At 47.2% G+C, this 21,744-nt stretch carries 20 protein-coding genes; 3 read left to right on the forward strand and 17 right to left on the reverse strand.

Going from position 1 to position 21,744, the window contains the following annotated elements; genetic code table 11:
* The first annotated feature begins 32 nt into the window (after positions 1-32).
* Both ACO0K2_RS10340 and ACO0K2_RS10345 read left to right on the forward strand, forming a co-directional pair.
* A complete protein-coding gene (locus ACO0K2_RS10340) occupies positions 33-1,166 on the forward strand; it encodes a JmjC domain-containing protein (RefSeq protein WP_423018388.1) in 1,134 nt (377 codons plus the stop codon).
* Positions 1,167-1,470: 304 nt separating this feature from the next.
* Positions 1,471-1,689 (forward strand): hypothetical protein, encoded by a 219-nt coding sequence (locus tag ACO0K2_RS10345; protein ID WP_423018390.1) that lies wholly within the window; start codon positions 1,471-1,473, stop codon positions 1,687-1,689.
* Between the two features lie 192 nt (positions 1,690-1,881).
* Here ACO0K2_RS10345 and bamC read toward each other — a convergent pair whose 3' ends face one another.
* The 16 genes from bamC to ACO0K2_RS10425 form a co-directional block, all read right to left on the reverse strand.
* Positions 1,882-3,045 (reverse strand): outer membrane protein assembly factor BamC, encoded by a 1,164-nt coding sequence (gene bamC, locus ACO0K2_RS10350; protein WP_423018392.1) that lies wholly within the window; start codon positions 3,043-3,045, stop codon positions 1,882-1,884.
* A gap of 78 nt (positions 3,046-3,123) precedes the next feature.
* On the reverse strand, positions 3,124-4,008 hold the full coding sequence (gene dapA, locus ACO0K2_RS10355) for a 4-hydroxy-tetrahydrodipicolinate synthase (RefSeq protein WP_423018394.1): 885 nt from the start codon (positions 4,006-4,008) through the stop codon (positions 3,124-3,126).
* Between the two features lie 110 nt (positions 4,009-4,118).
* Positions 4,119-4,703, reverse strand: a complete 585-nt coding sequence (locus tag ACO0K2_RS10360; protein WP_423018396.1) for a class I SAM-dependent methyltransferase — start codon at positions 4,701-4,703, stop codon at positions 4,119-4,121.
* A gap of 14 nt (positions 4,704-4,717) precedes the next feature.
* Positions 4,718-5,389 carry a site-2 protease family protein gene (locus ACO0K2_RS10365; RefSeq protein WP_423018493.1) on the reverse strand — a complete coding sequence of 224 codons (672 nt, stop codon included), beginning with the start codon at positions 5,387-5,389 and terminating at the stop codon, positions 4,718-4,720.
* A gap of 92 nt (positions 5,390-5,481) precedes the next feature.
* A complete protein-coding gene (locus tag ACO0K2_RS10370) occupies positions 5,482-6,105 on the reverse strand; it encodes an L-threonylcarbamoyladenylate synthase (RefSeq protein ID WP_423018398.1) in 624 nt (207 codons plus the stop codon).
* Between the two features lie 50 nt (positions 6,106-6,155).
* Entirely contained in the window at positions 6,156-7,040 is an 885-nt protein-coding gene (htpX, locus tag ACO0K2_RS10375) for a protease HtpX (RefSeq protein ID WP_423018400.1), read from the reverse strand.
* 63 nt (positions 7,041-7,103) lie between these two features.
* Positions 7,104-7,958, reverse strand: coding sequence for a 3',5'-nucleoside bisphosphate phosphatase (locus ACO0K2_RS10380; RefSeq protein WP_423018402.1), 855 nt, complete (start codon positions 7,956-7,958; stop codon positions 7,104-7,106).
* Positions 7,959-8,039: 81 nt separating this feature from the next.
* On the reverse strand, positions 8,040-10,358 hold the full coding sequence (locus tag ACO0K2_RS10385) for a TonB-dependent receptor plug domain-containing protein (RefSeq protein WP_423018404.1): 2,319 nt from the start codon (positions 10,356-10,358) through the stop codon (positions 8,040-8,042).
* Between the two features lie 251 nt (positions 10,359-10,609).
* Entirely contained in the window at positions 10,610-12,130 is a 1,521-nt protein-coding gene (gene purF / locus ACO0K2_RS10390) for an amidophosphoribosyltransferase (RefSeq protein ID WP_423018406.1), read from the reverse strand.
* A gap of 22 nt (positions 12,131-12,152) precedes the next feature.
* Positions 12,153-12,641 (reverse strand): CvpA family protein, encoded by a 489-nt coding sequence (locus ACO0K2_RS10395; protein WP_423018408.1) that lies wholly within the window; start codon positions 12,639-12,641, stop codon positions 12,153-12,155.
* A 12-nt stretch (positions 12,642-12,653) separates the two neighbouring features.
* Positions 12,654-13,742, reverse strand: a complete 1,089-nt coding sequence (locus ACO0K2_RS10400; protein WP_423018410.1) for an SPOR domain-containing protein — start codon at positions 13,740-13,742, stop codon at positions 12,654-12,656.
* A gap of 79 nt (positions 13,743-13,821) precedes the next feature.
* The gene (gene folC, locus ACO0K2_RS10405; RefSeq protein ID WP_423018412.1) at positions 13,822-15,111 is read right to left on the reverse strand and encodes a bifunctional tetrahydrofolate synthase/dihydrofolate synthase; all 1,290 of its coding nucleotides are present in this window, start codon (positions 15,109-15,111) and stop codon (positions 13,822-13,824) included.
* 57 nt (positions 15,112-15,168) lie between these two features.
* Positions 15,169-16,041 (reverse strand): acetyl-CoA carboxylase, carboxyltransferase subunit beta, encoded by an 873-nt coding sequence (gene accD, locus ACO0K2_RS10410; RefSeq protein ID WP_423018414.1) that lies wholly within the window; start codon positions 16,039-16,041, stop codon positions 15,169-15,171.
* Between the two features lie 91 nt (positions 16,042-16,132).
* Positions 16,133-16,930, reverse strand: coding sequence for a tryptophan synthase subunit alpha (gene trpA, locus ACO0K2_RS10415; RefSeq protein WP_423018416.1), 798 nt, complete (start codon positions 16,928-16,930; stop codon positions 16,133-16,135).
* 207 nt (positions 16,931-17,137) lie between these two features.
* Entirely contained in the window at positions 17,138-18,418 is a 1,281-nt protein-coding gene (gene trpB / locus ACO0K2_RS10420) for a tryptophan synthase subunit beta (protein WP_423018418.1), read from the reverse strand.
* Positions 18,419-18,468: 50 nt separating this feature from the next.
* On the reverse strand, positions 18,469-19,128 hold the full coding sequence (locus tag ACO0K2_RS10425; protein ID WP_423018420.1) for a phosphoribosylanthranilate isomerase: 660 nt from the start codon (positions 19,126-19,128) through the stop codon (positions 18,469-18,471).
* A gap of 134 nt (positions 19,129-19,262) precedes the next feature.
* Here ACO0K2_RS10425 and ACO0K2_RS10430 point away from each other — a divergent pair, with 134 nt between their 5' ends.
* Positions 19,263-20,054, forward strand: coding sequence for a WecB/TagA/CpsF family glycosyltransferase (locus tag ACO0K2_RS10430; RefSeq protein ID WP_423018422.1), 792 nt, complete (start codon positions 19,263-19,265; stop codon positions 20,052-20,054).
* A gap of 134 nt (positions 20,055-20,188) precedes the next feature.
* On the opposite strand, the gene aceA is transcribed toward ACO0K2_RS10430, so the two are convergent.
* The gene (gene aceA / locus ACO0K2_RS10435) at positions 20,189-21,487 is read right to left on the reverse strand and encodes an isocitrate lyase (RefSeq protein ID WP_423018424.1); all 1,299 of its coding nucleotides are present in this window, start codon (positions 21,485-21,487) and stop codon (positions 20,189-20,191) included.
* Positions 21,488-21,744: the final 257 nt, after the last annotated feature.

A 21,744-nucleotide genomic window follows, 5' to 3' on the forward strand; every position in this document is an offset into this window, starting at 1 on the left:
AACAAGCAATCATGCAAGCCTATAATGACGACATGAAAAAAAATTCCCTACCCCTACCGCTCCTGGGCGGAATCAGCCCCGATCAATTCTTTAGCGAGTACTGGCACAAGAAGCCACTGGTGATCCGGCAAGCAATTCCAGGATTTACCCCGTTATTATCCCCTGACGAGTTATTCGAACTCGCGGGGTTGGATGATGTTGAGTCCAGACTGATCACGTTTTTCAAACAACGTTGGGAAATGAAAAATGGTCCCATAAACAAAATACCTGTCAAAGAGAAAAAAGACTGGACGCTCTTGGTACAAGGCGTCAATCTTCATGACGATGCTGCTGATCAATTATTGCGCCAGTTCCGCTTCATTCCGGACGCGCGACTAGATGATCTTATGATTAGTTATGCTGCTGACGGCGGCGGCGTGGGTCCGCATTTCGATTCCTATGACGTCTTCTTATTGCAGGCACATGGCCAACGTCGCTGGCAGATCAGTGCTCAAAAAGATCTATCGCTCGTAGAAGGCATGCCACTAAAGATCCTGAGCAATTTTACGCCTGAACAAGAATTCGTTCTGGAACCCGGCGATATGCTTTATCTACCGCCGCAATATGCCCATGACGGTGTTGCCATTGGTGAATGCATGACCTATTCCATTGGCTTTCGCGCACCTTCTTTCCAGGAATTAGGGGAATCATTCCTGAGCTTTATGTCGGATACGATCGATTTACCTGGCCGCTACGCAGATCCAGACCTCAAGCCTACGGAGCATCCTGCCGAGATCAGTAACGCGATGGTAGAAAAAATCGCTGAACACATCGCAAAAATCACCTTCTCACCGGATGACATTGCGATCTTTATCGGTGAATATTTGTCCGAGCCGAAAGCAAGTGTCTATTTTGAATCGCCAGAAAAACCACTTTCTCCAAAACGCTATGCCCAAAGTGCGCAAAAGCGCGGTATCAAGTTATCGCTTAAATCAAGCATGCTATACAAAGGTAAGCACGTCTTCATCAATGGTGAATCGTTTGCCGTTGATGAAGATGACGCGTTGTTGCTGACCAAACTCGCCGACGAGCGCCAACTGTCAGGTGAGGATCTCGTCAACACGACACCGGATGTACTCGAGGCTTTTTGCCTTTGGTATGAGGATGGCTGGTTGCAATTAAGATAATTTTTTGTTCAGAATAAACGATAAGCACGTTGAAAAAGGCAGATTTTTTAGGAAAATCTGCCTTTTTCCCGTTTAGACGGTTTACTCAGATGAAAATTTTAAGAAATTGGAGACAAATAGGCATCAATCTCTATTCCATTACCGGAAAAATCATTATAATCATGGGCTAGGAAACTTTCGGAGGAGCCGGCTGCATTATTGCATTCGAACTCGTTCGAGTAAGCCTATAGAGCGATAATTACCGGTAATTATTCATCGCAAAATTTTGATCTTATTTTTTGATCTACTTATTGAAAGTACAAACATGAAAAAATCACTCTTGCTCGTATCCCTGTTAGCAATCGCTTTGGTAGCTTGCGGTAAAAAAGACGAAGCTCCAGCATCTGCAGCTGCACCAGCACCAGCTTCCGCAGCAGCTGAAACACCAGCAGCAGCACCAGCACCAGCTGCTGCTTCTGACGCAGCTCCAGCTTCTGACGCAGCTCCAGCTGCTTCCGCAACAGCGGCACCAGCTTCCAAGTAATTTTTTATTGCTTGTTAAAAAGCCGACCAATTGGTCGGCTTTTTTATTGCGCACCGAAAACGCATGTAGCGTGCAGTACTGTGAAGCGACATCGTTTCGATACAACATGACATCGATTCGACGTAACACATAAAGAAATAGACATAAAAAAACGCGGCTAGCCGCGTTTTCTTTTTAAAACAACACCTAAGATTACTTCAACTGATCTTGCAACAGTTTTAAAATCTTATCGGCAACTGCGGATGAGTCTGGTTTTCCGTCAGCATCGAGGACGCTCACATTACTCAAATCACCCGTTGCAGCATTCTTGATGTAAACACGGTATTTCTTCGCGTTTTTATCTGCGTCAGAAGAAGAGCCAAAAGAGAATAATTTAGAGAAGAAACCTTCACTAGCACCCTTTGTTTTTGCCTCGATATCCTGATCAATGTAACGTACAAAGTAAAGGCCTTTAGAGCGATCACGGTCTTCAACTGTAAAGCCGACGCGATCAAGCGCCAAGCCAACACGACGCCATGCGCGATCAAAACCTTCATCAACCTCAATCGAAGTTGTGTCACCATTTTGAATCAACTTGGCGTGTGGTTTTGCATTGACATCAGTCGATGCCACTGCCTGCTTCGCACCTTCAGCATCAGCCCCCAAGCGCACCATCAGGCGTGTTAAGAACTCAGCTTCCAGACCTGGGTCCTCAGGACGAGATGTCCAGATGATGTTGTCTTTTTGCGATCCCGTAGCAACCTCTTGTGCACCACGATGACTGATATAAATCTCAACTTGACCGTTCACGCCGCGTTCGATACGCGTGCGAAATTTATCACGTTCACCAGTAGAATATAACGAGTCAAGCACCTTGCCGAGCGTGTCGCGAATGATATCCTGAGGAATCTTTGCACGGTTTTCAGCCCAGTCTGTCTCCATCACGCCTGCCTCTTGATTTTCAACATTAATCAAAAAGCCGAGTTCTTGCCAAAAATCCTTCAATTGAGGCCACAGCGCCTCTGGTGTTTGATTTTTTAATACCAACCAGCGCTGATTACCCTCACGCTCGATATGCATATCTTTCAACTGAGAAGGTGCAATCGTCGAACTTGTTGCTGTCGCTTTATCACCTTTTTCCAGATTGTAGCCAGAGGCTGTCGCTGTTGATTTATTCGCTTCAGGAATGGCAAAACGGCTATCACGACGAATTTGAGTCAAGTCAGGAGGAACTTCCAGAGAGACCGTTGTCACTTTTCCTGCGCTTTTGTAATCGATTTTATTGGGCTCAAAAAGGTTAGTCACAGTACAACCTGACAACCCAATTAGCGCAGCAGCGCCGATGATCCCATTTTTAGCAACAAAGCTTTTTGCCATGTGAAAGTCCCTACGATTTATTATCAATTTAAACAGCTTAAAGCAAACGGCTTGCATGCAAGCCGTTCAGGATGGTACTTATTGTAATACACCTGCCTCACGCAAAGCAGCGCGGACGGTCTCATGATACTGAGCAGACATAGGCACCAAAGGAAGACGCATACCTGGAGGGATTAAGCCCATTTCGCTCATTGCCCATTTTACAGGGAGAGGGTTTGGCTCAATAAACAGTTTATTGTGCAATGAAAATACTTTGTTATTGATCGCAATCGCGGTTTGAATATCACCGTTCATTGCTGCCACACACATTTCGTGCATTGCCTTTGGCGCAACGTTCGCCGTGACAGAAATGTTGCCTTTACCGCCGCAGAACATCAATGCCATCGCTGTCGCATCATCACCGGAATACACAGCAAACTCAGGAGGCACCGAGCGGATCAAATCAATTCCGCGACCAATATTGCCTGTTGCATCCTTTACACCAATGATACCTGGCACATGCGCCAAACGAACGATGGTTTCGTTTGACATATCAGCGACGGTCCGACCAGGAACGTTGTAAAGAATGACAGGAATATCAACGGACTCAGCAATCTTCTTGAAGTGTTGATACATACCCTCTTGGGTCGGACGGTTGTAATAAGGCACAACCTGCAGGGAAGCATCCGCACCAATGTCTTTTGCAAATGTTGTCAGGGCAATTGCTTCGGCAGTTGAATTACCGCCTGAACCAGCAATCACTGGCACACGCTTGTTCACGTGCTCAACTGCGACGCGAATTAACTCGCAATGTTCTTCCGGTGAAACGGTTGGTGATTCACCCGTCGTACCGACAATCACGATGCCATCAGTGCCTTCGGCGATGTGCCAATCAATCAACTTACGCAAGCAAGGTAAATCAAGACTACCATCTGCATGCATAGGGGTCACAATAGCAACCAGACTTCCCTGTATCTTTGTCATGTTAGTGCACGAAAAAAGTAAAACCCCGATTGTAGCGGATTGACTGCAAATCGGGGCGTAAATAGGTGGGTTTTGGATTCAAACTTTTCAACTAAACGACCATACATCAATCAAAGCACGTCTTTTTCTGACGATTGCGCCGCTTTCCGAGCGCAAATACGCTGCACCATTGCAGGCTTAGGCACCCGAACAAATCCATCCTCATAAGCAATCACTTGCATCCTGACTGATGAGTTAGAGGTCGTTTGTTGAAAAAGTTCACCCGGTTGCAATAAGAAATGGGGATTTGAAGGTTTCCCGTATTCAGCATTGCCCATCGCGAAGGTTTCGTAAATGAGTATCCCATCCGGTGTAAGGCTGGAGAGCAAATACGGAAACAGCGGACGATGCAGATAATGGCAGACAATAATTGCTGAAAATAAATTCTCTTCAAATGGCCAACTTGCCGACTCTGGCGTTGGCTCAAGATCGTGCAAAAGGACGTCCGCTCCCAACGCTTTCAGTGGGGGCAATACGTCATGATTCCGATCTAGTGCGAGTACGTCAGCACCTTGGGCGAGTAACCACGCAGTATGCCTGCCCTGCCCACAGGCCAAATCAAGCACCCGACCACTAGGGGCCAGTGAAATAAACCGCTCCACCCAAGGAGAAATCGCCCCTCGATGAGCAATATCAACACCAATCTGATTGTCCACTTTTGACATCATGACTAAAAGACTGGAACGCCGAGCAGCATTGCAAACGGTGAGACAATCAGTTGTAGCACCATATTGGCAACCAGCATCACAGGAACGAGCCAAAATTGTAGCCAATGCACCATCACAAGACCCATCACAATAAAGAATCCATACGGTTCTATCTGGGCGAATTTAAAAGCAAGTTTATTGGGTAATAGACTCACGACAATACGCCCACCCGCCAGTGGCGGAATAGGGAATAAGGTAAATGCAAACATGACGAGATTAGTGAGCAAACCTGCACTCGCCATTTTGATGAAATAGGCCTCAGTCACATCAGCAGCCTGCAAAAGCACCCCAAATAGCAACCAGCAAAATGCCATCGCAAAATTGGCTGCGGGACCCGCAAGTGAAACCCACGCCAAGTCACGCTTTGGATTTTTTAAACGAGAAAAGTCAACCGGTACAGGCTTGGCGTAACCGAACAAAAATGCACCACCAGTGGCAAGGTAGAGGGCTACGGGAATAATAATGGTGCCGAACAGATCGATATGCACCATGGGGTTAAGACTAAGACGCCCCTGACTAAACGCCGTCATGTCCCCAAAATATTTCGCTGCATAACCTCTTGCCGCTTCGTGGAGAGTGATTGCAAATACGACTGGTAACGCATAAATCAGTACGGTCCTGATTAACTCACTTATTTCATTCATAGATTACTTATAAAAATTATTATTTAACGAGATTACAGGACTTGTGGCACATAGCCCGTGCTACCGGTGAGCAACAAGGAAAACTATAAACCAAATAAACTAATATCACCCCTACCCTGCCGAATTAACATCAGCTCATCCGACGTCATATCAATCACGGTTGTGGGTGTAAGACTACACGGGCCGCCATCGATAATCAAATCGACGACTTTCTCTAGGCGCGCACGGATGACTTCAGGATCGGTAATTGGCTCGGGATCATCAGGCAGAATAAGTGTCGTCGCAAGTAGAGGTTGACGCAGCTCCTCAAGAAGCGCATGGATAATTTTATTCTCTGGAACGCGCAATCCAATTGTTTTTCTAGAGGGGTGACTAAGACGACGAGGTACTTCTTTTGTCGCCTCTAAAATCATCGTGTAAGGACCCGGCGTCGCTGCTTTTAACAAGCGATATTGGCGGTTATCCACCTTCGCATAGAGCGCAATTTCAGATAAATCCCTGCACAGGAGTGTTAAGTGATGTTTTTCATCGACCCCACGTATCCGGCGTAAGCGCGTCACGGCATCTTTGTCATCCAAATGACAAACCAAGGCATAACAAGAATCTGTTGGCACGGCAACGATTCCGCCGCCATCGACAATTTGCACTGCCTGCTTGATGAGACGTAGCTGTGGATTGTCTGGGTGAATTTGGAAAAATTGGCTCATAAAAGAATAAAGGCGGTAGCTTTTGCTACCGCCACACTGTTAATTTGTATTTATTTTAAATTTTGCAAAGCGGCGATGCGTGCTTCCATCGGTGGATGCGACGAGAACAGCGCTGAAAAGCCTGGTTTATCACTGATACCCGCGGCTGCGATGGATTGCGGAAGCTCACCTGGCTGCATCCCTCCCAAACGTGCTAGCGCATTGATCATGGGCTGCCTATTCCCGAGCAAGTGGGCAGATCCCGCATCAGCTCGGAATTCACGCTGACGAGAAAACCAAGCAACAATCATGGAAGCAGCGATACCGAAGACAATTTCACAAACAAACACGGTAATCATGTACCCAATACCCGGGCGATACTCTTCGTCACGATCATTGCCACGCAGCAAGGTTTGATCGACAAAATACCCGACAACACGCGCTAAAAACACCACAAACGTATTTACCACACCTTGGATCAGCGTCATAGTCACCATATCACCATTGGCGACGTGCGCAATTTCGTGACCGAGGACCGCCTCCACTTCTTCGCGCGTCATGGAGTCAAGCAGTCCAGTGGATACAGCGACCAATGCGGAGTTTTTAAAGGCCCCCGTGGCAAATGCGTTTGGCTCGCCTTCATAAATTGCAACTTCGGGCATCTGAATGCCTGCCCGTTCGGACAAGGTGCGCACTGTATTCACTAACCAGAATTCAATCGAAGAGCTCGGTGAATCGATGACACGTGCACCTGTAGACCATTTTGCCATTGGCTTGCTGATAAGGAGCGAAAAAATGGCACCTGTAAAGCCAACAACCAACGAGAACGCCAAAAGTGTCCCCATTTGTAGACCATGCGCAGTCAGAAAACGATTGACACCCAACAAAGAAAGCACGATGGACATCACGACCATCACTGCTAAATTAGTTAACAAAAATAAAACAATGCGTTTCATGCCACCCTCCCTTTGCCGGAAATTACCAAACTTGCATGGAATATGTGGGCATTTAAAAAATTTTCAAGCGGCAAACCAAGCGTCCCACACCGGGCGAGATCCCTTCGGCATTGTGGGTAATTTGCCTATATCGACTTCAGCATCCTGCGGCGAATGAAAATCCGAACCGCGAGAGACTAAAAAACCGTACTGATTTGCTATTTTGGTGAACTCTTCATACTGATCGACTGTATGACTGCCAGTCACAGTCTCAATCGCGACGCCACCAAGTGCTTTAAATTCGGTAAAAAAACTGTCATAGGCAATCGGCGACAGATCATAGCGACCAGGATGGGCAACGATAGCCACGCCACCGGCACCGATAATCCACGAGACCGCCTCTTGCAACGTTGCCCAGCGATGTGGAACAAAGCCAGGCTTACCATCACTCAAATAGTGTTTAAAGACGTCAGAAACAGAATCACACACCCCTATTTCGACCAAATAACGTGCGAAATGTGAACGTGAAATCAAATCCGGATTGCCGACATACTTCAAGGCGCCCTCATACACACCATGAATACCAGCGCGATTGGCTAGCTCTTGCGCCATATCACGCGCACGCCGCTCACGCCCAGAGCGCGTTCTTGCCAGCCCCTGTACGAGCGTCGGATTTTTCTCATCGATATTGAGCCCAACGATATGTATCGTCTTACCCGCCCAAGTAATTGAAATCTCTACTCCCGCAATGAACCGCAAACCAAGCGCTTTCGCCGCCGCACGGGCTTCAGCGATACCGCCAACCTCGTCATGGTCCGTTAATGCCCATACATCGACACCGTTACGCTTGGCGCGCTCGGCGAGAGCGGAAGGTGACAAAACGCCATCAGATACCGTAGAGTGGCTATGAAAATCGACATTAAGAGCAAGAGCAGACATGGCAGGATTTAACAAAAAAAGGCAATTCAGACTTTCATTGTACTCCTGCCTCGTCAACAATGCTGCATCGCAAGAACGTCTCTATATTTTCATTTCCAAACGGATACTAAACGTGGTGTAGGTCTTATTGGTAACATAATCAAGTCGATTGACACCCCCAAGACTCACATCCGAGCTGCTGACATAATTGTTTGCTCGGAAATTATTGGCCGCTATGCGCAACTGAAGGTCTGGATTTAATTTCCACAAGCCATATAAATCGATTTGACGCTTCAACCCTGTCATGTTCAACTGTGTATCGGTGCTCTGGGTAAAGTACCCAGGTGTGATATTCAGGTTCCCACCCAGCGTCAGCGGAATACCTTTGATGCGATAATCGATGCCGGCGTTTGCTGTGTACGGTGGCTGCTGATCGATTCTGTTATTGCCCCCTTGAATATCCTCGACGTTAGACCAGAACCGGCTGTAGTTACTCCGAAAATCAATTGCGGGACCCGTGGGGAAAAATTCTTGCAACTGAAATTTCGCCTCTAACTCGATACCCTTGGTTGTTGCGGAACCAATGTTCGTCGGCGAAGAAACCCAACGCGGTCCGGTAGGTTCATTGACCAACTGGGTGGTTCTACGCATCAAATTACCGATGTCGCGAATAAAGAAATTCGCACTCATCAAACCAGCACGGCTCAAATAATGCTCAAATGCGATATCAATCCCTTTTGACAACTCAGGTTTCAGTAAAGGATTACCAATTCTATCTGGACGCGTCGGGCTATTGAGATTCGAAATACTTGGAATGGCAATCAAGTCATTTAATGACGGGGCCCGGTAAGTTGTGGCATAACTCACTCTCACTTGGTCTTTTGAATCCCCGGGCAAGCGCCAAACGGCATGCGCGATCGGACTCCAGACGCTACTTGTATTCCCTACATCCATGCCAGCCAGCGTACTGGTCGTTTTAATACCTTCCCAACGCAAACCAGCATATGCCGAAAATTGCGGCGTAATATCGGCTTCATCCTGCACAAACATAGCAAAACGTCTCGTGCTGGCGGTTAAATCATCACCTGAATCCTGAAATTGCGGCTTGCCATTACTAAGGGAAGTACTTGTCTCATCGCGTTTCCCCAGCTCAAGTTCCCACCCAGCAGCAAAAGTTTGCCCCTCACCAATCGGTCTTGTGTACTTCCCACCGTTATTGAGGGTCTTATCTACAATACTACTGTTAACCGTCACCACAGCAACAGGAGTACCGTTGGTATCAAATTCATTGCTCACGGAAGCGTTATTGATTTTGCCGTAACCACCACCAAAACGAACTGCGAGCTTGGCATTGTCGTCAAATTTATGCTGCCAATTACCGAAGCTACGGAAGAACGTCGTGTCGGCTGTACCACTATTATTCGCCACCGCATAAGCGACAGGCTCAAGCGCTGACGGGGCACGATAGATTTGATCAACCAGACTGACCCCATTCGATGCACTTTCTGAATGCGTGATGAAAGGCTGGAACATCAGCGTATCGCCGTTTTCAAATTTATAGCTCAAACGCGGCGTGAGAAAGACACCTGTTGTGTGACGACGTGTTTCATCAGTTTCGTTTTGCAGTAGATTAGTTGTACCGTCTGCCGCGGTCTCCACTGAATTCGTCGTGCTTTCATCGCGCTGGCGATTTTGATAAACCGTCGCATTCAATGCATAGCTCAGACTTCCAATTTCGCCCGGAATAGACAGTGACACATTGGGCGATAATCTATTTTGTTCAGCGCTGAGACTGGTTTTTAATTCAATATTTTTTTGTTTGTAATCTTCTCTTAACACGATATTGATCGTGCCAGCAATCGCCTGTGTGCTGTATTCAGCGACAGCACCACGAATCACTTCTATTCGCTCAACTTGATCCGGTGACAATGAATCCATTGAGAAACCACGGGGTGCTCGCTCTCCGTTAATCAGAATTTGTGTGTAACCATTCCCCATTCCACGCATGCGGATGTCACCGCCTCTACCTGGCTTCCCACCAATCGTTACACCCGGAAGCCGCTTTAATACTTCGCCGAGGTTCGTATCACCATTACGATCAAGCTCTTCACGCCCGAAAATTAATTTAGCTGCAGTCGACTGTCGACGAGCATCGTCATCTGTACGACCTCCATCAATAACGACCTTCTGTATGCTGTCGCTTTTTGCTGGTTCCGCTTTTTTCGCGCGCCCTTGCGCTGCGTTTGAGCTATCCTGCTTTGTCGTTGTATCGCCTTTTTTGTCAGATGTTGGCTCCGCGGCCGTTAGATTTGGATCAGCGACAGTAGACTGAGCAAAAGACACTTGTGCATTGGTGGCAGTACCAGCAAAGGCTGCCAGAATACTCAATGTAAGATAAGAAGAACGAAACGGAAGAGGCATAGGAATAACCGCAAATGAAAGGTGAAATACCAAAATAATTGTGGTCGATTGTATTTTTAAAACAGGCAAACAGCCATCGAATTCATTGATATTTTTGTATGAAAATGAAACACCCCGTGTTTCACGTTACTTTGCGATACGTCACACCTTCTAAGTTCTCAAACAACGATAAAGTGATCTCCGTTTTGTTACAAAAAAAAACCTGCCATCAATCGGCAGGTTTCTGTAACAAGACTCACATTGGAATGATGTTAGTCGGTTGTATTGGCAAGATTAAGATTCAATTGTGAGCGCAACAAATCCTCTGTATCTGGACGTGGTTTATTGCGTGCCGCTTCTAATGCATCCAAGTAGCCGGATGTCACATCACCTGTAATGTAGAACCCATCAAAGCAAGATGCTTCGATGTTTTTCAGGCGTGGATTCACGTCTGAAATAGAACGTTTCATCGCAGAGACGTCTTGATAAACGAGTGCGTCAGCGGTAATTTCACGGCAAACCTCTTCTTCCGAACGACCGTAGGCGATCAGCTCACTACGGGTTGGCATATCGATACCATAAACGTTTGGAAACTGCACCGGAGGCGCTGCAGAGGCAAAAATAACGCGTTTCGCGCCAGACTCACGTGCCATCTGGACGATCTCACGGCTCGTCGTTCCACGAACGATCGAATCATCGACTAGTAAAACGCTTTTCCCTTTGAATTCAGAACCGATTGCATTAAGTTTCTGACGAACCGATTTACGACGAATCGCCTGACCAGGCATCATAAATGTACGGCCAATGTAGCGATTTTTAATAAAACCTTCGCGGTAATCGAGGTTCAGCTTCAATGCTAATTCCATCGCGGAAGGACGTGATGAATCTGGGATCGGCATTACGACATCAATTTCACCATCACGGAACTGGTTACGAACCTTCTCAGCCAAGTATTCGCCCATTTTCAAGCGGGTCAGATACACCGACGCACCGTCAATAATCGAATCTGGACGAGCGAGATACACGTATTCAAATGAGCAAGGGTTCAGGCTAGGATTTTCTGCGCACTGTTGAATGTGGAGATTACCATCGAGGTCGATGAACAAGGCTTCACCGGGCTCTACATCGCGCACAAATTTGAAGCCAAGGCCTTCTAATGCGACCGATTCACTCGCAATCATGTACTCGGTGCCAGACTCTGTTTGAGAGACGCCGAGGCATAATGGACGAATACCAAACGGATCACGGAAAGCCAGCAACCCGTATCCCGCGATCTGTGCGACCACGGCATAAGATCCGCGAACACGACGATGCAACATTGATACGGCGCGGAACAAAGACTCTGGATCAAGGGAATAACCGCTGGTCACTTCCTGAATCTGATGCGCCAAAATATTCAGCAGCACTTCTGAGTCTGAATCGGTATTCAAATGACGGCGGTCATTTTTGAATAACTCGATTTTGAGCTCAACAGCATTCGTCAGATTGCCGTTGTGCGCGAGGACGATACCGAAAGGCGCATTCACATAAAATGGCTGCGCCTCTTCTTCGCTCGTTGAGCCAGCTGTTGGATAACGAACTTGACCAATACCAACGTTACCAGGCAAAGAGCGCATGTTGCGCGTACGGAAAACGTCGCGAACCAGACCATTCGCTTTGTGCATGGCAAACTTGTTGCCATGACTTGTTGCAATACCTGCCGCATCCTGACCGCGATGTTGCAACAACAACAGCGCATCATAAAGCAATTGATTAACAGGACCATTTGAAACTACACCGACGATGCCACACATGGTGGACTCCTAAAAAGACAAGTTAAAACCGAACATGGCTGGAGATGGACGTAGGCAAAAACGGAATCACAGTTTGAGCTGCAGTCTCTGCCAGCGGACTAAATAAAGCATTCTTCCAAAATGATTGTTGCGGGATGGTGGTCATGCCACACACCAATACTGCCGCCAACACAAACACGCAACCGCGTGCTAAACCAAATAATCCACCTAATCCCCGATCGGCAAGCGACAGCCCCGACGCGGTGATGATCGCATTCACCGCCATCATAACGAGTGCCATTAACAGTCGCACTCCAATAAACAAGGCGATAAACGCAACGATTAAGCGAATAATCTGGCCGGGGAAAAATGGTGGTAACCAACCCGCTAATAATTCACTGTAGGCATTGGCAACAACAAAGGCCACGATCCAACTGACCAGCGACAAAATTTCTTTAATCAGACCGCGCATCATGCTGATAACAACAGAACACACCAAAATCACAATCACGATGTAATCAAATAAGGTCACGATCGATCCAGTTTAGTTCGGTACAAGGCTACCATTCAAGCCTAACTTCACCAATTTAGCACGCATTTTATCGGCTTCCTCTTTCGACTCAAATGGTCCCACCCGGATCCGGATTTTGTCACCTGAGGATGTCGCGACCTTTTGGGTGTACGACTTAATATTTGCGGATTTTAACTTAGATTGCAATTCATCCACTTTTTCTTGGGTAGCCAACGCTGCAACTTGAACCACATAAGAAGAGTGCTCACTGTCAGCCGCTTTGGTCGCGCTAGATTTCGCCGGTGCCTTACCCTCAAGGATCGCCATCGCTCTCGCAGCGTCATCATCAGGTGCCTGCTTTGTCACCTTCATCGCGTCACTTTTCGTGTCACTTTTCGCGTCTGATTTCGATTCAGATTTACTTTCCTGCTTGCCATCGACTTTTACGTCAGCACGCGCATTGGTTTTTACTTCTGATTTAGCGTCGCTTTTTGACTCTGCCTTCGTATCCGTTTTTTTGTCAGTTTTGCTGTCGGTCTTCAAAGACGACTTTGACTCTACAGGTTTTTCTGTCACCGACGTCGGCACCTTGGCATCTACTTTTGCGGGTGCTTCGGTTTCCGTTTTTTGGGGGGCATGCTCGGTGACATTGAGTGGAGTAACGTCTCTTGGACTTTCAGCAGTCTTCACGACCGTCTTTGACGGGCTATTAGCAGGCGATACTGGGTCAATAATTTCTTCGTTTGGATCGACGTCGATAATGTTATTTTTTCTAGGCGGTGCAGGTTCTGCAGGCTTGACCGCCTCTAATTCCGGCATTTTATCCTTGGAGGGAATGCGGATTGCGATGTCATCGGGAAGAGGTTTCGGTTCGGAATCAAAGACCATCGGCAAGCCAATGATGGCTGTCAAAGCAAGGGCTGTGGCACCAATTAAACGCCGTCTCGCGCGCTTCTTTTCCGGCAAAACAGGGTCATTCACCTTGCTTTTGCGTGCATTTTCAGACTTCTTACCACGCGAGCGTGATTGAATACTATCTTCTTCAGAACGAGAGCGAAATTCGCCGCTATCGTGGCTGTCAGATGATGCTTTCTTTTGTTTAAAGCGCGAGAGCAAACCCATGTGCAAATGTCTGGTTGGTTAGCGTTTTTTACCGCCCGACACAACATGTGCCGTGGCAGGTAAATAACGCAAAATCACATCAATGCAGTGCAGTCCTTCTGGCGCGCATCACGCCGGCAACCGTCAGGAAAGAACCAAAGACCGCTATTCTATCATTTTCGCCCGCTTTACTGATGGCAAGTGTGTAAGCTTCTTCGGGAGAATTGAAAGTTTGTACAGTTTTTTCGGGATCAGCCAACACGCCAGCCTCAACGATCTTATCTTTCAGATATGCCGCACTGGCTGCGCGAGGCAATGGAAGATCACAGACATACCAGTGATCGACTTTACCCTTCATTTGTTCAATGACGCCGTCGATATCTTTATCAAGCATTGAACCAAACACGGCATAGGTGTATGCGTGAAAGCCCATGTTATCGAGATTCTGCGCGAGCGTTGCTGCCGCATGGGGATTATGGGCAACATCCAACACCACGGTTGGGCGTCCGGGCATGACTTGGAAACGTCCAGGAAGATCAACCATCACCAAACCAGTCCGGACCTCTTGTGCACCGACAGGTAACTCGTTTCGCAGCACTTCGAGCGCAGCGAGGACCGCAGACGCGTTCAATAATTGATTAGCACCCCGCAGACTGGGGTAACCGAGCGAATTACGGCGCTGTGTGCGTCCAGCGAAATTCCATTGTTGTTTATCGCCGTTGTAATTGAAATCTCGGCCAAACAGCCACAAATCTGCGCCGATTTTGTTAGCGTGATCAATGAGTGACTGTGGCGGCAAAGGATCACCGCAAATGGCAGCCTTGCCAGGACGGAAAATTCCCGCCTTTTCAAATCCTATTTTTTCGCGCGTGTCGCCAAGATAATCAACGTGATCGATGTCAATACTTGTCACAATAGACACATCAGCATCAATCACATTAACAGCATCCAGTCTACCGCCAAGCCCTACTTCCAGAATCACCACGTCAAGCTCTGCGTTAGCAAGCAATTTGCAAATAGCTAATGTTGTGAACTCAAAATACGTGAGCGATACCTCTTCACGCTTTGCCTCTACTTCGGCAAAAACATCGACAAGCGCTTGATCTTTCACGTTTTCGCCATTAATCCGAGCGCGTTCATTGAAATCAAGAAAATGCGGCTTGCTATACAAACCAACGCGATAGCCAGCTTGGAGTAACACAGCTTCTAACATCGCGCATGTCGAACCTTTGCCGTTGGTACCGGCAACCATGATGACAGGACAACGATATTGAATTTCAAGGCGATTTTTTACTGCGGCCACACGATCGAGGCCCATATCAATTTCTTTGGAATGACGCTTCTCAAGCAGCGCCAGCCATTCAGACAAACTTACAGGTGTTTTTGACATAAGATAAAAAAAGCCCGAATTAAACTAGTTCGGGCTTTTCGAAAAAAAGTAGAGGATTTAAGCCACAGCTTCAGCTGGCTGATTCTGTAATAGCGCCAATAAACGGGCAAGTTCTTCGCGCATTTTACGACGGTCAACGATCATATCGATTGCGCCCTTTTGCAGCAAAAATTCAGAACGCTGGAAGCCTTCAGGTAATTTCTCGCGAACGGTGTTTTCGATCACACGAGGACCAGCAAAACCAATCAATGCTTTTGGCTCACCAATAACGACATCACCCAAGAAAGCAAACGACGCTGAAACACCACCCATCGTCGGATCGGTCAATACCGAGATGAATGGCAGACGCTTCTCGGACAGCTTTGTCAGCATCGCGGTCGTTTTTGCCATTTGCATTAATGACAATAAACCTTCTTGCATACGAGCACCGCCAGTTGCAGTAAAGCAAATAAATGGTACTTTTTGCTCAAGCGCCGCTTGTGCCGCACGCGCAAAACGCTCACCAACGACAGAACCCATGGAACCGCCCATGAATTCAAATTCAAAACATGCCACCACTACTGGTACGGACATGATCGATCCACCCATCACAACCAAAGCATCTGTTTCACCGGTTGTTTCTAAGGCGTCTTTCAGGCGATCCGGATATTTTTTGCTATCTTTAAACTTCAGCGTATCGACAGGCATGACTTCCTGACCGATCTCATAACGTCCACCCGCATCAAGCAATGCATCGAGACGTTCACGCGCACCAATGCGCATATGATGGCTGCACTTAGGACAGACATGGATATTCGCTTCCAAATCCGAGCGATACAGCACTGCTTCGCAAGAAGGGCATTTCACCCACAATCCCTCTGGGATGGATTTGCGATTTGCAGATTCCGAGCGCTGTATGCGCGGTGGCAACAATTTTTCTAACCAACTCATGTTTTCTCCTCTTTGCAGCCAGCGTTATTTCCTACGCTGGCATCTGGTTCGATCTGGTCAAAGAACCATTCAGGTTATGTTGGACCGTATTTTACTCGTCCAACGCCCGTCTGACACCAGAAATAAAACTTTTCACTGCGGCAACGCCATTTTCGGGCGTTGAATTTTCTAATTCCTGAATAATGCGCGAACCAATAACGACCGCATCAGACACTGAGGCAATCGCCTTGGCTGTCGCGCCATCACGGATACCGAATCCTACACCAACAGGGACACGCACATGCTTTTTGATCCGAGGAATCATTTCAGCAACGGCGCCGAGATCGAGATTACCAGAGCCAGTCACCCCTTTCAGGGATACATAATAGACATAGCCACTCGCAATTTTCCCAACCAAAGCAATACGCTCCTCTGTCGAAGTCGGTGCAAGCAAGAAAATGGTATCCATGCCATTTTTTTGCATTTTAGCAGCAAATTCTTCGCATTCTTCCGGCGGATAATCAACCACTAACACACCATCAACACCCGCATTTGCTGCCTCAGAAATAAACAAATCCTGCCCCATTCTCTCGATCGGATTGGCATATCCCATGAGCACAACAGGTGTTTTTTGATTGTTTACTCTAAATTCGCGGACGAATTGTAATACATGACGCAAACCAACTCCAAATTTCAATGCACGTTCGGAGGCGCGTTGAATCACAGGACCGTCCGCCATTGGATCTGAAAATGGGACACCCAACTCGATAATATCCGCGCCACCGTCGACAAGGGCGTGCATTAAGGGCACTGTCATTTCAGGGGAAGGGTCACCTGCGGTAATGAATGGAATCAAGCCTTTTTTTTGCGTCAGTGCCAACTCGGCCAACGTAGATTGTATTTTAGACATAAGCGTACCGGATATAAAATGAATAAATTGATATTATTCGGCATCAATCAACGTGCTATCTCATTTGAGATGGACTATTCCGCCGCGTCACGATGCCGAAAGATTGGAGAGTGGACCTCAGAAGACCAACCACGCCAAACTATCTTCCATGGACAGATACTCAACATACCCGACCCTGTAAATAAGTTAGCGCGATTGTCTGGCGTCTTAGAGTGCCAATCCCGCGCGTTCAGCGACGGTGTGCATATCTTTATCACCTCGTCCGGACAAGTTGACTAAAATGATTTTATCTTTTGGCAATGTCGCAGCTAATTTGCATGCATAGGCCAAAGCATGACTCGACTCCAGCGCTGGAATAATTCCTTCGATGCGACAACAATCATGAAACGCTTTCAACGCTTCGTCATCCGTAATGCCGACATACTGCGCCCTGCCGATATCTTTGAGCCACGCATGTTCGGGGCCAACTCCTGGATAATCCAAACCAGCAGAGACAGAGTGCGTTTCAATCACTTGTCCATTTTCATCCTGCAACAGATAAGTACGGTTACCATGGAGAACACCGGGTGATCCCGCGCTCAACGACGCCGAATGACGACCAGTCTCAATGCCATCACCTGCGGCTTCCACACCAATCAGTTGTGTATTAACTTCATCAATGTAGGGATAGAAAATCCCCATGGCATTCGAACCGCCACCGACACAGGCAATCACGTAGTCTGGTTGACGCCCCGTTTGCTCAGGCATTTGCCATAAGCACTCTTCGCCAATCACTGCTTGAAAATCGCGAACCATCATTGGATAAGGATGCGGCCCAGCGACAGTGCCAATAATGTAAAACGTATTTTCTACATTAGTGACCCAATCACGCATTGCTTCATTGAGAGCATCTTTCAGCGTTTTAGAGCCGGACTCAACAGGAACGACCGTCGCCCCCAAGAGTTTCATGCGGTAGACATTTTGCGCTTGACGCTTAACGTCCTCAGACCCCATGTAGACAACACACTCTAGTCCGAAACGTGCGCAAATTGTGGCTGTTGCCACGCCATGCTGTCCAGCACCGGTCTCTGCAATCACGCGCGGTTTACCCATGCGTTTTGCTAATAACGCCTGACCAATCACGTTATTGATTTTGTGTGCACCAGTGTGATTGAGGTCTTCGCGCTTAAAGTAAATCTGTGCGCCACCCATCATTTCAGACCAGCGACGAGCGTGGTACACGGGGGATGGACGTCCAACGAAGTATTTCAGTTCGGTACGATATTCTTCGAGAAATGCAGGATCGTGCTGAAAACGTGCGTACGCCTCTCTCAGTTCCGTCAACGCATGGGTCAACGTTTCAGAAACAAACGTACCACCGTACTGACCAAAATGCCCGCTCGCATCTGGAAATTGATAATCGGTAGCGTGAAAAAGTTCTTGTGGTAACTCAGTAGCACTTGCCAAGGAACCAAGGGCAGAAATGCCCGTTTGAGTAGAATGTTGCATTTTTTTCCTTTACCCGAGCAGCCAGTGGCGTTCACCAGCATAACTCAGTGTCATTGATCGGCTTTTCGTATGGCATCAACAAATGCACATACTTTTGATTCATCCTTCACACCTTTTGACAGCTCAACACCACTACTGATGTCGACGGCAAAAGGCCGCACCTGACTAACTGCGCCAGTCGCGTTGTGTACGCTCAAGCCACCACTTAAAACGACCCGAGGCGCGAGCTCTTTTGGGATGAGAGACCAATCAAAAACCTTTCCACTACCACCATACCCTTCGACAAAGGTATCGAGGAGCAAACCATGAAATAAAGGACTTGCAGCACGAAATGCTGTTTCATATTCTAACAAATCCTGGGCAGTTGTGTCAGCCTTGACTCGAAAGGCCTTGAGAAACGGTCGATTCACTGCCGCCGCCAGTGCAGCAGATACTTGAGGGGATTCGTCACCGTGAAATTGCAGCAATTGCACCGGCGCCTCTGACACCACCGCACGAAGCTCTGATTCTGAAGCATTGACGAATAAACCAACCGAGACAACAAAAGGTGGTATCGCTTTAAGCAAATCGGATGCTTGATCTGGTCGAACATAACGTGGACTAGGGGGATAAAAAACAAAACCGAGTGCATCGACACCCGCTGCAGCTACCATCTGAACATCCGCGACGGAAGTTAATCCGCAAATTTTAATTCTGGTCCGATGCTGCATACAAACTCCTGTCATCAATCTAAGCTAACGTGATTTTACCTTTTTAATCGGAAATATTTACTTTCTGCCACAATCAAACACCCGAACATCTGCGACAATCATGTCAAATGATAAAAAACCACTCTGATACGCGCATGAACGTAAGTAACGCAGACACCAACCAACACACCATCACTCACCTCTTCGGCTTGGGGATTCGTCGCATGACGTTCGATCAAGCGAACACTGAACTATTGAGTGCGGCGCGTCGAACAGGCGAGAAAACGCAAGTTGTCGTTACCCCCAATGTAGATCACATTGTTAGGCTCGATCAACAACCAGTGTTTAAAGCGCTGTATGCGGGTGCTGATTACATTTTCGCGGATGGCATGCCGATTGTGTGGGCGAGCAAGATGTCTAAAAATCCGCTACCAGAGAGAGTGACTGGGGCTGATCTGTTTGTTTCTTTATGCAAAGGTGCTGCAAAAGAAGGCTTATCCATCTTTATTCTTGGTGGCATGCCTGGGCAAGAAGGCGATTTAATGGACTCGTTTGCGCGGGTCTATCCGGGTCTTAAAGTAAACATCCTTTGTCCGTCTATGCAATTCACACCCGATGGACCAGAGGCGGACGCTGCTATACGTCAAATCAGAGAAACACAACCTGCCATTTTATTTATTTGCCTTGGCATGCCCAAGCAAGAATACTTTGCATTCCGCTATCGCAGCGAACAAACCACCCAAAATTGCCCCCTTATTTTGTGCGTCGGTGCAGCGATGGAATTCGCACTCGGTCAAAAGAAACGCGCACCACTTTGGATGCAAAAAATGGGCTTGGAGTGGTTTTGGCGCTTGGTCAGCGAGCCGCGCCGCCTATGGCATCGATACACGGTTCAGGGATCAAAATTTTTCGGCATTCTCTTGAGAGAACGTCAGCACCACAAATAACCCCTCCTCCTTCGCATTCAGCTAAGCCAACAGTAAACCAAAATTTAGGTAATACCAAGGCGACAAAAGACAAAAGCCGACCTTTAAAAAAGGCCGGCTTTTGCTTTGCTACGGGAGAACGTTACAAGGATAGCTTAAGCAACTTTCTTCGCGTCGAAGAATTGTTCATCTTCAGTAGAACCGTGCAATGCGGTTGTCGAAGATTGACCTTGCTGAATCACTTGTGTGACCGCATCAAAGTAACCTGTACCGACTTCGCGTTGATGCTTAACAGCAGTAAAGCCTTTTTCTGCTGCGGCGAATTCAGCTTCTTGCAATTCAACGAACGCTGACATCTGGTTGCGAGCGTAGCCGTGTGCCAAGTTGAACATACCGTAGTTCAATGCATGGAAGCCTGCCAACGTGATGAACTGGAACTTGTAGCCCATCTTGCCGAGTTCTTTTTGGAACTTCGCAATCGTTGCATCGTCCAGATTTTTCTTCCAGTTGAACGACGGTGAGCAGTTGTAAGACAACAATTTACCTGGGAATTTAGCGTGAATAGCATCCGCAAATGCTTTTGCAAATTCCAGATCAGGTTTACCAGTCTCACACCAGATCATGTCTGCGTATTCAGCATAAGCCAGACCACGAGAAATAGCTTGTTCAAGACCTGGTTTCGTTTTGTAGAAACCTTCTACCGTACGTTCACCAGTCAAGAATGGTTTGTCATTGTCATCAACATCCGATGTCAGCAAATCCGCTGCTTCAGCATCAGTACGTGCCAACAACACTGTTGGTGTACCCATGACGTCCGCTGCCAAACGCGCTGCGTTCAATTTTTCAACCGCTTCACGGGTTGGCACCAATACTTTACCGCCCATGTGACCGCATTTTTTCACAGAAGCCAATTGATCTTCAAAGTGAACGCCAGATGCGCCCGCTTCGATCATCGCTTTCATCAATTCGAATGCGTTCAAAACACCACCAAAACCTGCTTCAGCATCAGCAACGATTGGTGCAAAGTAGTCGATATCGCCTTTGCCTTCAGACCATTGGATCTGATCTGCACGTGTCAATGTGTTATTGATACGCTTGACCACCAGAGGTACAGAATTTGCTGGGTACAGGGATTGATCTGGGTACATTTCACCAGCAACGTTTGCGTCGCCAGCAACCTGCCAACCAGACAAATAAATCGCTTTCAAGCCCGCTTTGACTTGTTGCATAGCTTGGTTACCAGTCAATGCGCCCAAAGCATTAATGAATGGCTCGTTGTTGACCAAATCCCACAATTTGATCGAACCATTTTTGGCAAGTGTGTGCTCAACCTTGATCGAACCACGCAGACGTACAACGTCTTCCGCTGTGTAGTTACGTTTAATACCTTTCCAACGTGGATTGGTATCCCAGTCTTTTTGCAATTCAGCTATTTGTTGTTCGCGTGTTGTCATGCTTCTCTCCTGTGGTCAAAAACAAATGAAATGTGTGTCCCGTTGAGATAAATAATAGGAGATTTTTTGCAGAGCAACAAGGTCTTATATAAGACATATAACAAATTTAAAGTCGTTTAAATTCAATTACTTAGTAATCGTATTTTGCGATACGAAATCATTTTTCTTAGAATGAGAAAAAAACTTTGTGCATCACCGATCTCACATTTCATATCGCGGAATGTGATTTTCACATTACAAGAAATTGACCCCAAAAT

The sequence above is a fragment of the Undibacterium sp. MH2W genome (assembly GCF_049340215.1).
GTDB lineage: Bacteria > Pseudomonadota > Gammaproteobacteria > Burkholderiales > Burkholderiaceae_D > Undibacterium.

What these genes read in the sequence shown, in the direction of transcription:
- ACO0K2_RS10340 (WP_423018388.1), top strand. Translation starts at nt 33, where the DNA reads ATGAAAAAAAATTCCCTACCCCTACCGCTCCTGGGCGGAATCAGCCCC.
- ACO0K2_RS10345 (WP_423018390.1), top strand. Translation starts at nt 1,471, where the DNA reads ATGAAAAAATCACTCTTGCTCGTATCCCTGTTAGCAATCGCTTTGGTA.
- bamC (WP_423018392.1), bottom strand. Translation starts at nt 3,045, where the DNA reads ATGGCAAAAAGCTTTGTTGCTAAAAATGGGATCATCGGCGCTGCTGCG.
- dapA (WP_423018394.1), bottom strand. Translation starts at nt 4,008, where the DNA reads ATGACAAAGATACAGGGAAGTCTGGTTGCTATTGTGACCCCTATGCAT.
- ACO0K2_RS10370 (WP_423018398.1), bottom strand. Translation starts at nt 6,105, where the DNA reads ATGAGCCAATTTTTCCAAATTCACCCAGACAATCCACAGCTACGTCTC.
- htpX (WP_423018400.1), bottom strand. Translation starts at nt 7,040, where the DNA reads ATGAAACGCATTGTTTTATTTTTGTTAACTAATTTAGCAGTGATGGTC.
- ACO0K2_RS10380 (WP_423018402.1), bottom strand. Translation starts at nt 7,958, where the DNA reads ATGTCTGCTCTTGCTCTTAATGTCGATTTTCATAGCCACTCTACGGTA.
- ACO0K2_RS10385 (WP_423018404.1), bottom strand. Translation starts at nt 10,358, where the DNA reads ATGCCTCTTCCGTTTCGTTCTTCTTATCTTACATTGAGTATTCTGGCA.
- purF (WP_423018406.1), bottom strand. Translation starts at nt 12,130, where the DNA reads ATGTGTGGCATCGTCGGTGTAGTTTCAAATGGTCCTGTTAATCAATTG.
- ACO0K2_RS10400 (WP_423018410.1), bottom strand. Translation starts at nt 13,742, where the DNA reads ATGGGTTTGCTCTCGCGCTTTAAACAAAAGAAAGCATCATCTGACAGC.
- folC (WP_423018412.1), bottom strand. Translation starts at nt 15,111, where the DNA reads ATGTCAAAAACACCTGTAAGTTTGTCTGAATGGCTGGCGCTGCTTGAG.
- accD (WP_423018414.1), bottom strand. Translation starts at nt 16,041, where the DNA reads ATGAGTTGGTTAGAAAAATTGTTGCCACCGCGCATACAGCGCTCGGAA.
- trpA (WP_423018416.1), bottom strand. Translation starts at nt 16,930, where the DNA reads ATGTCTAAAATACAATCTACGTTGGCCGAGTTGGCACTGACGCAAAAA.
- trpB (WP_423018418.1), bottom strand. Translation starts at nt 18,418, where the DNA reads ATGCAACATTCTACTCAAACGGGCATTTCTGCCCTTGGTTCCTTGGCA.
- ACO0K2_RS10425 (WP_423018420.1), bottom strand. Translation starts at nt 19,128, where the DNA reads ATGCAGCATCGGACCAGAATTAAAATTTGCGGATTAACTTCCGTCGCG.
- ACO0K2_RS10430 (WP_423018422.1), top strand. Translation starts at nt 19,263, where the DNA reads ATGAACGTAAGTAACGCAGACACCAACCAACACACCATCACTCACCTC.
- aceA (WP_423018424.1), bottom strand. Translation starts at nt 21,487, where the DNA reads ATGACAACACGCGAACAACAAATAGCTGAATTGCAAAAAGACTGGGAT.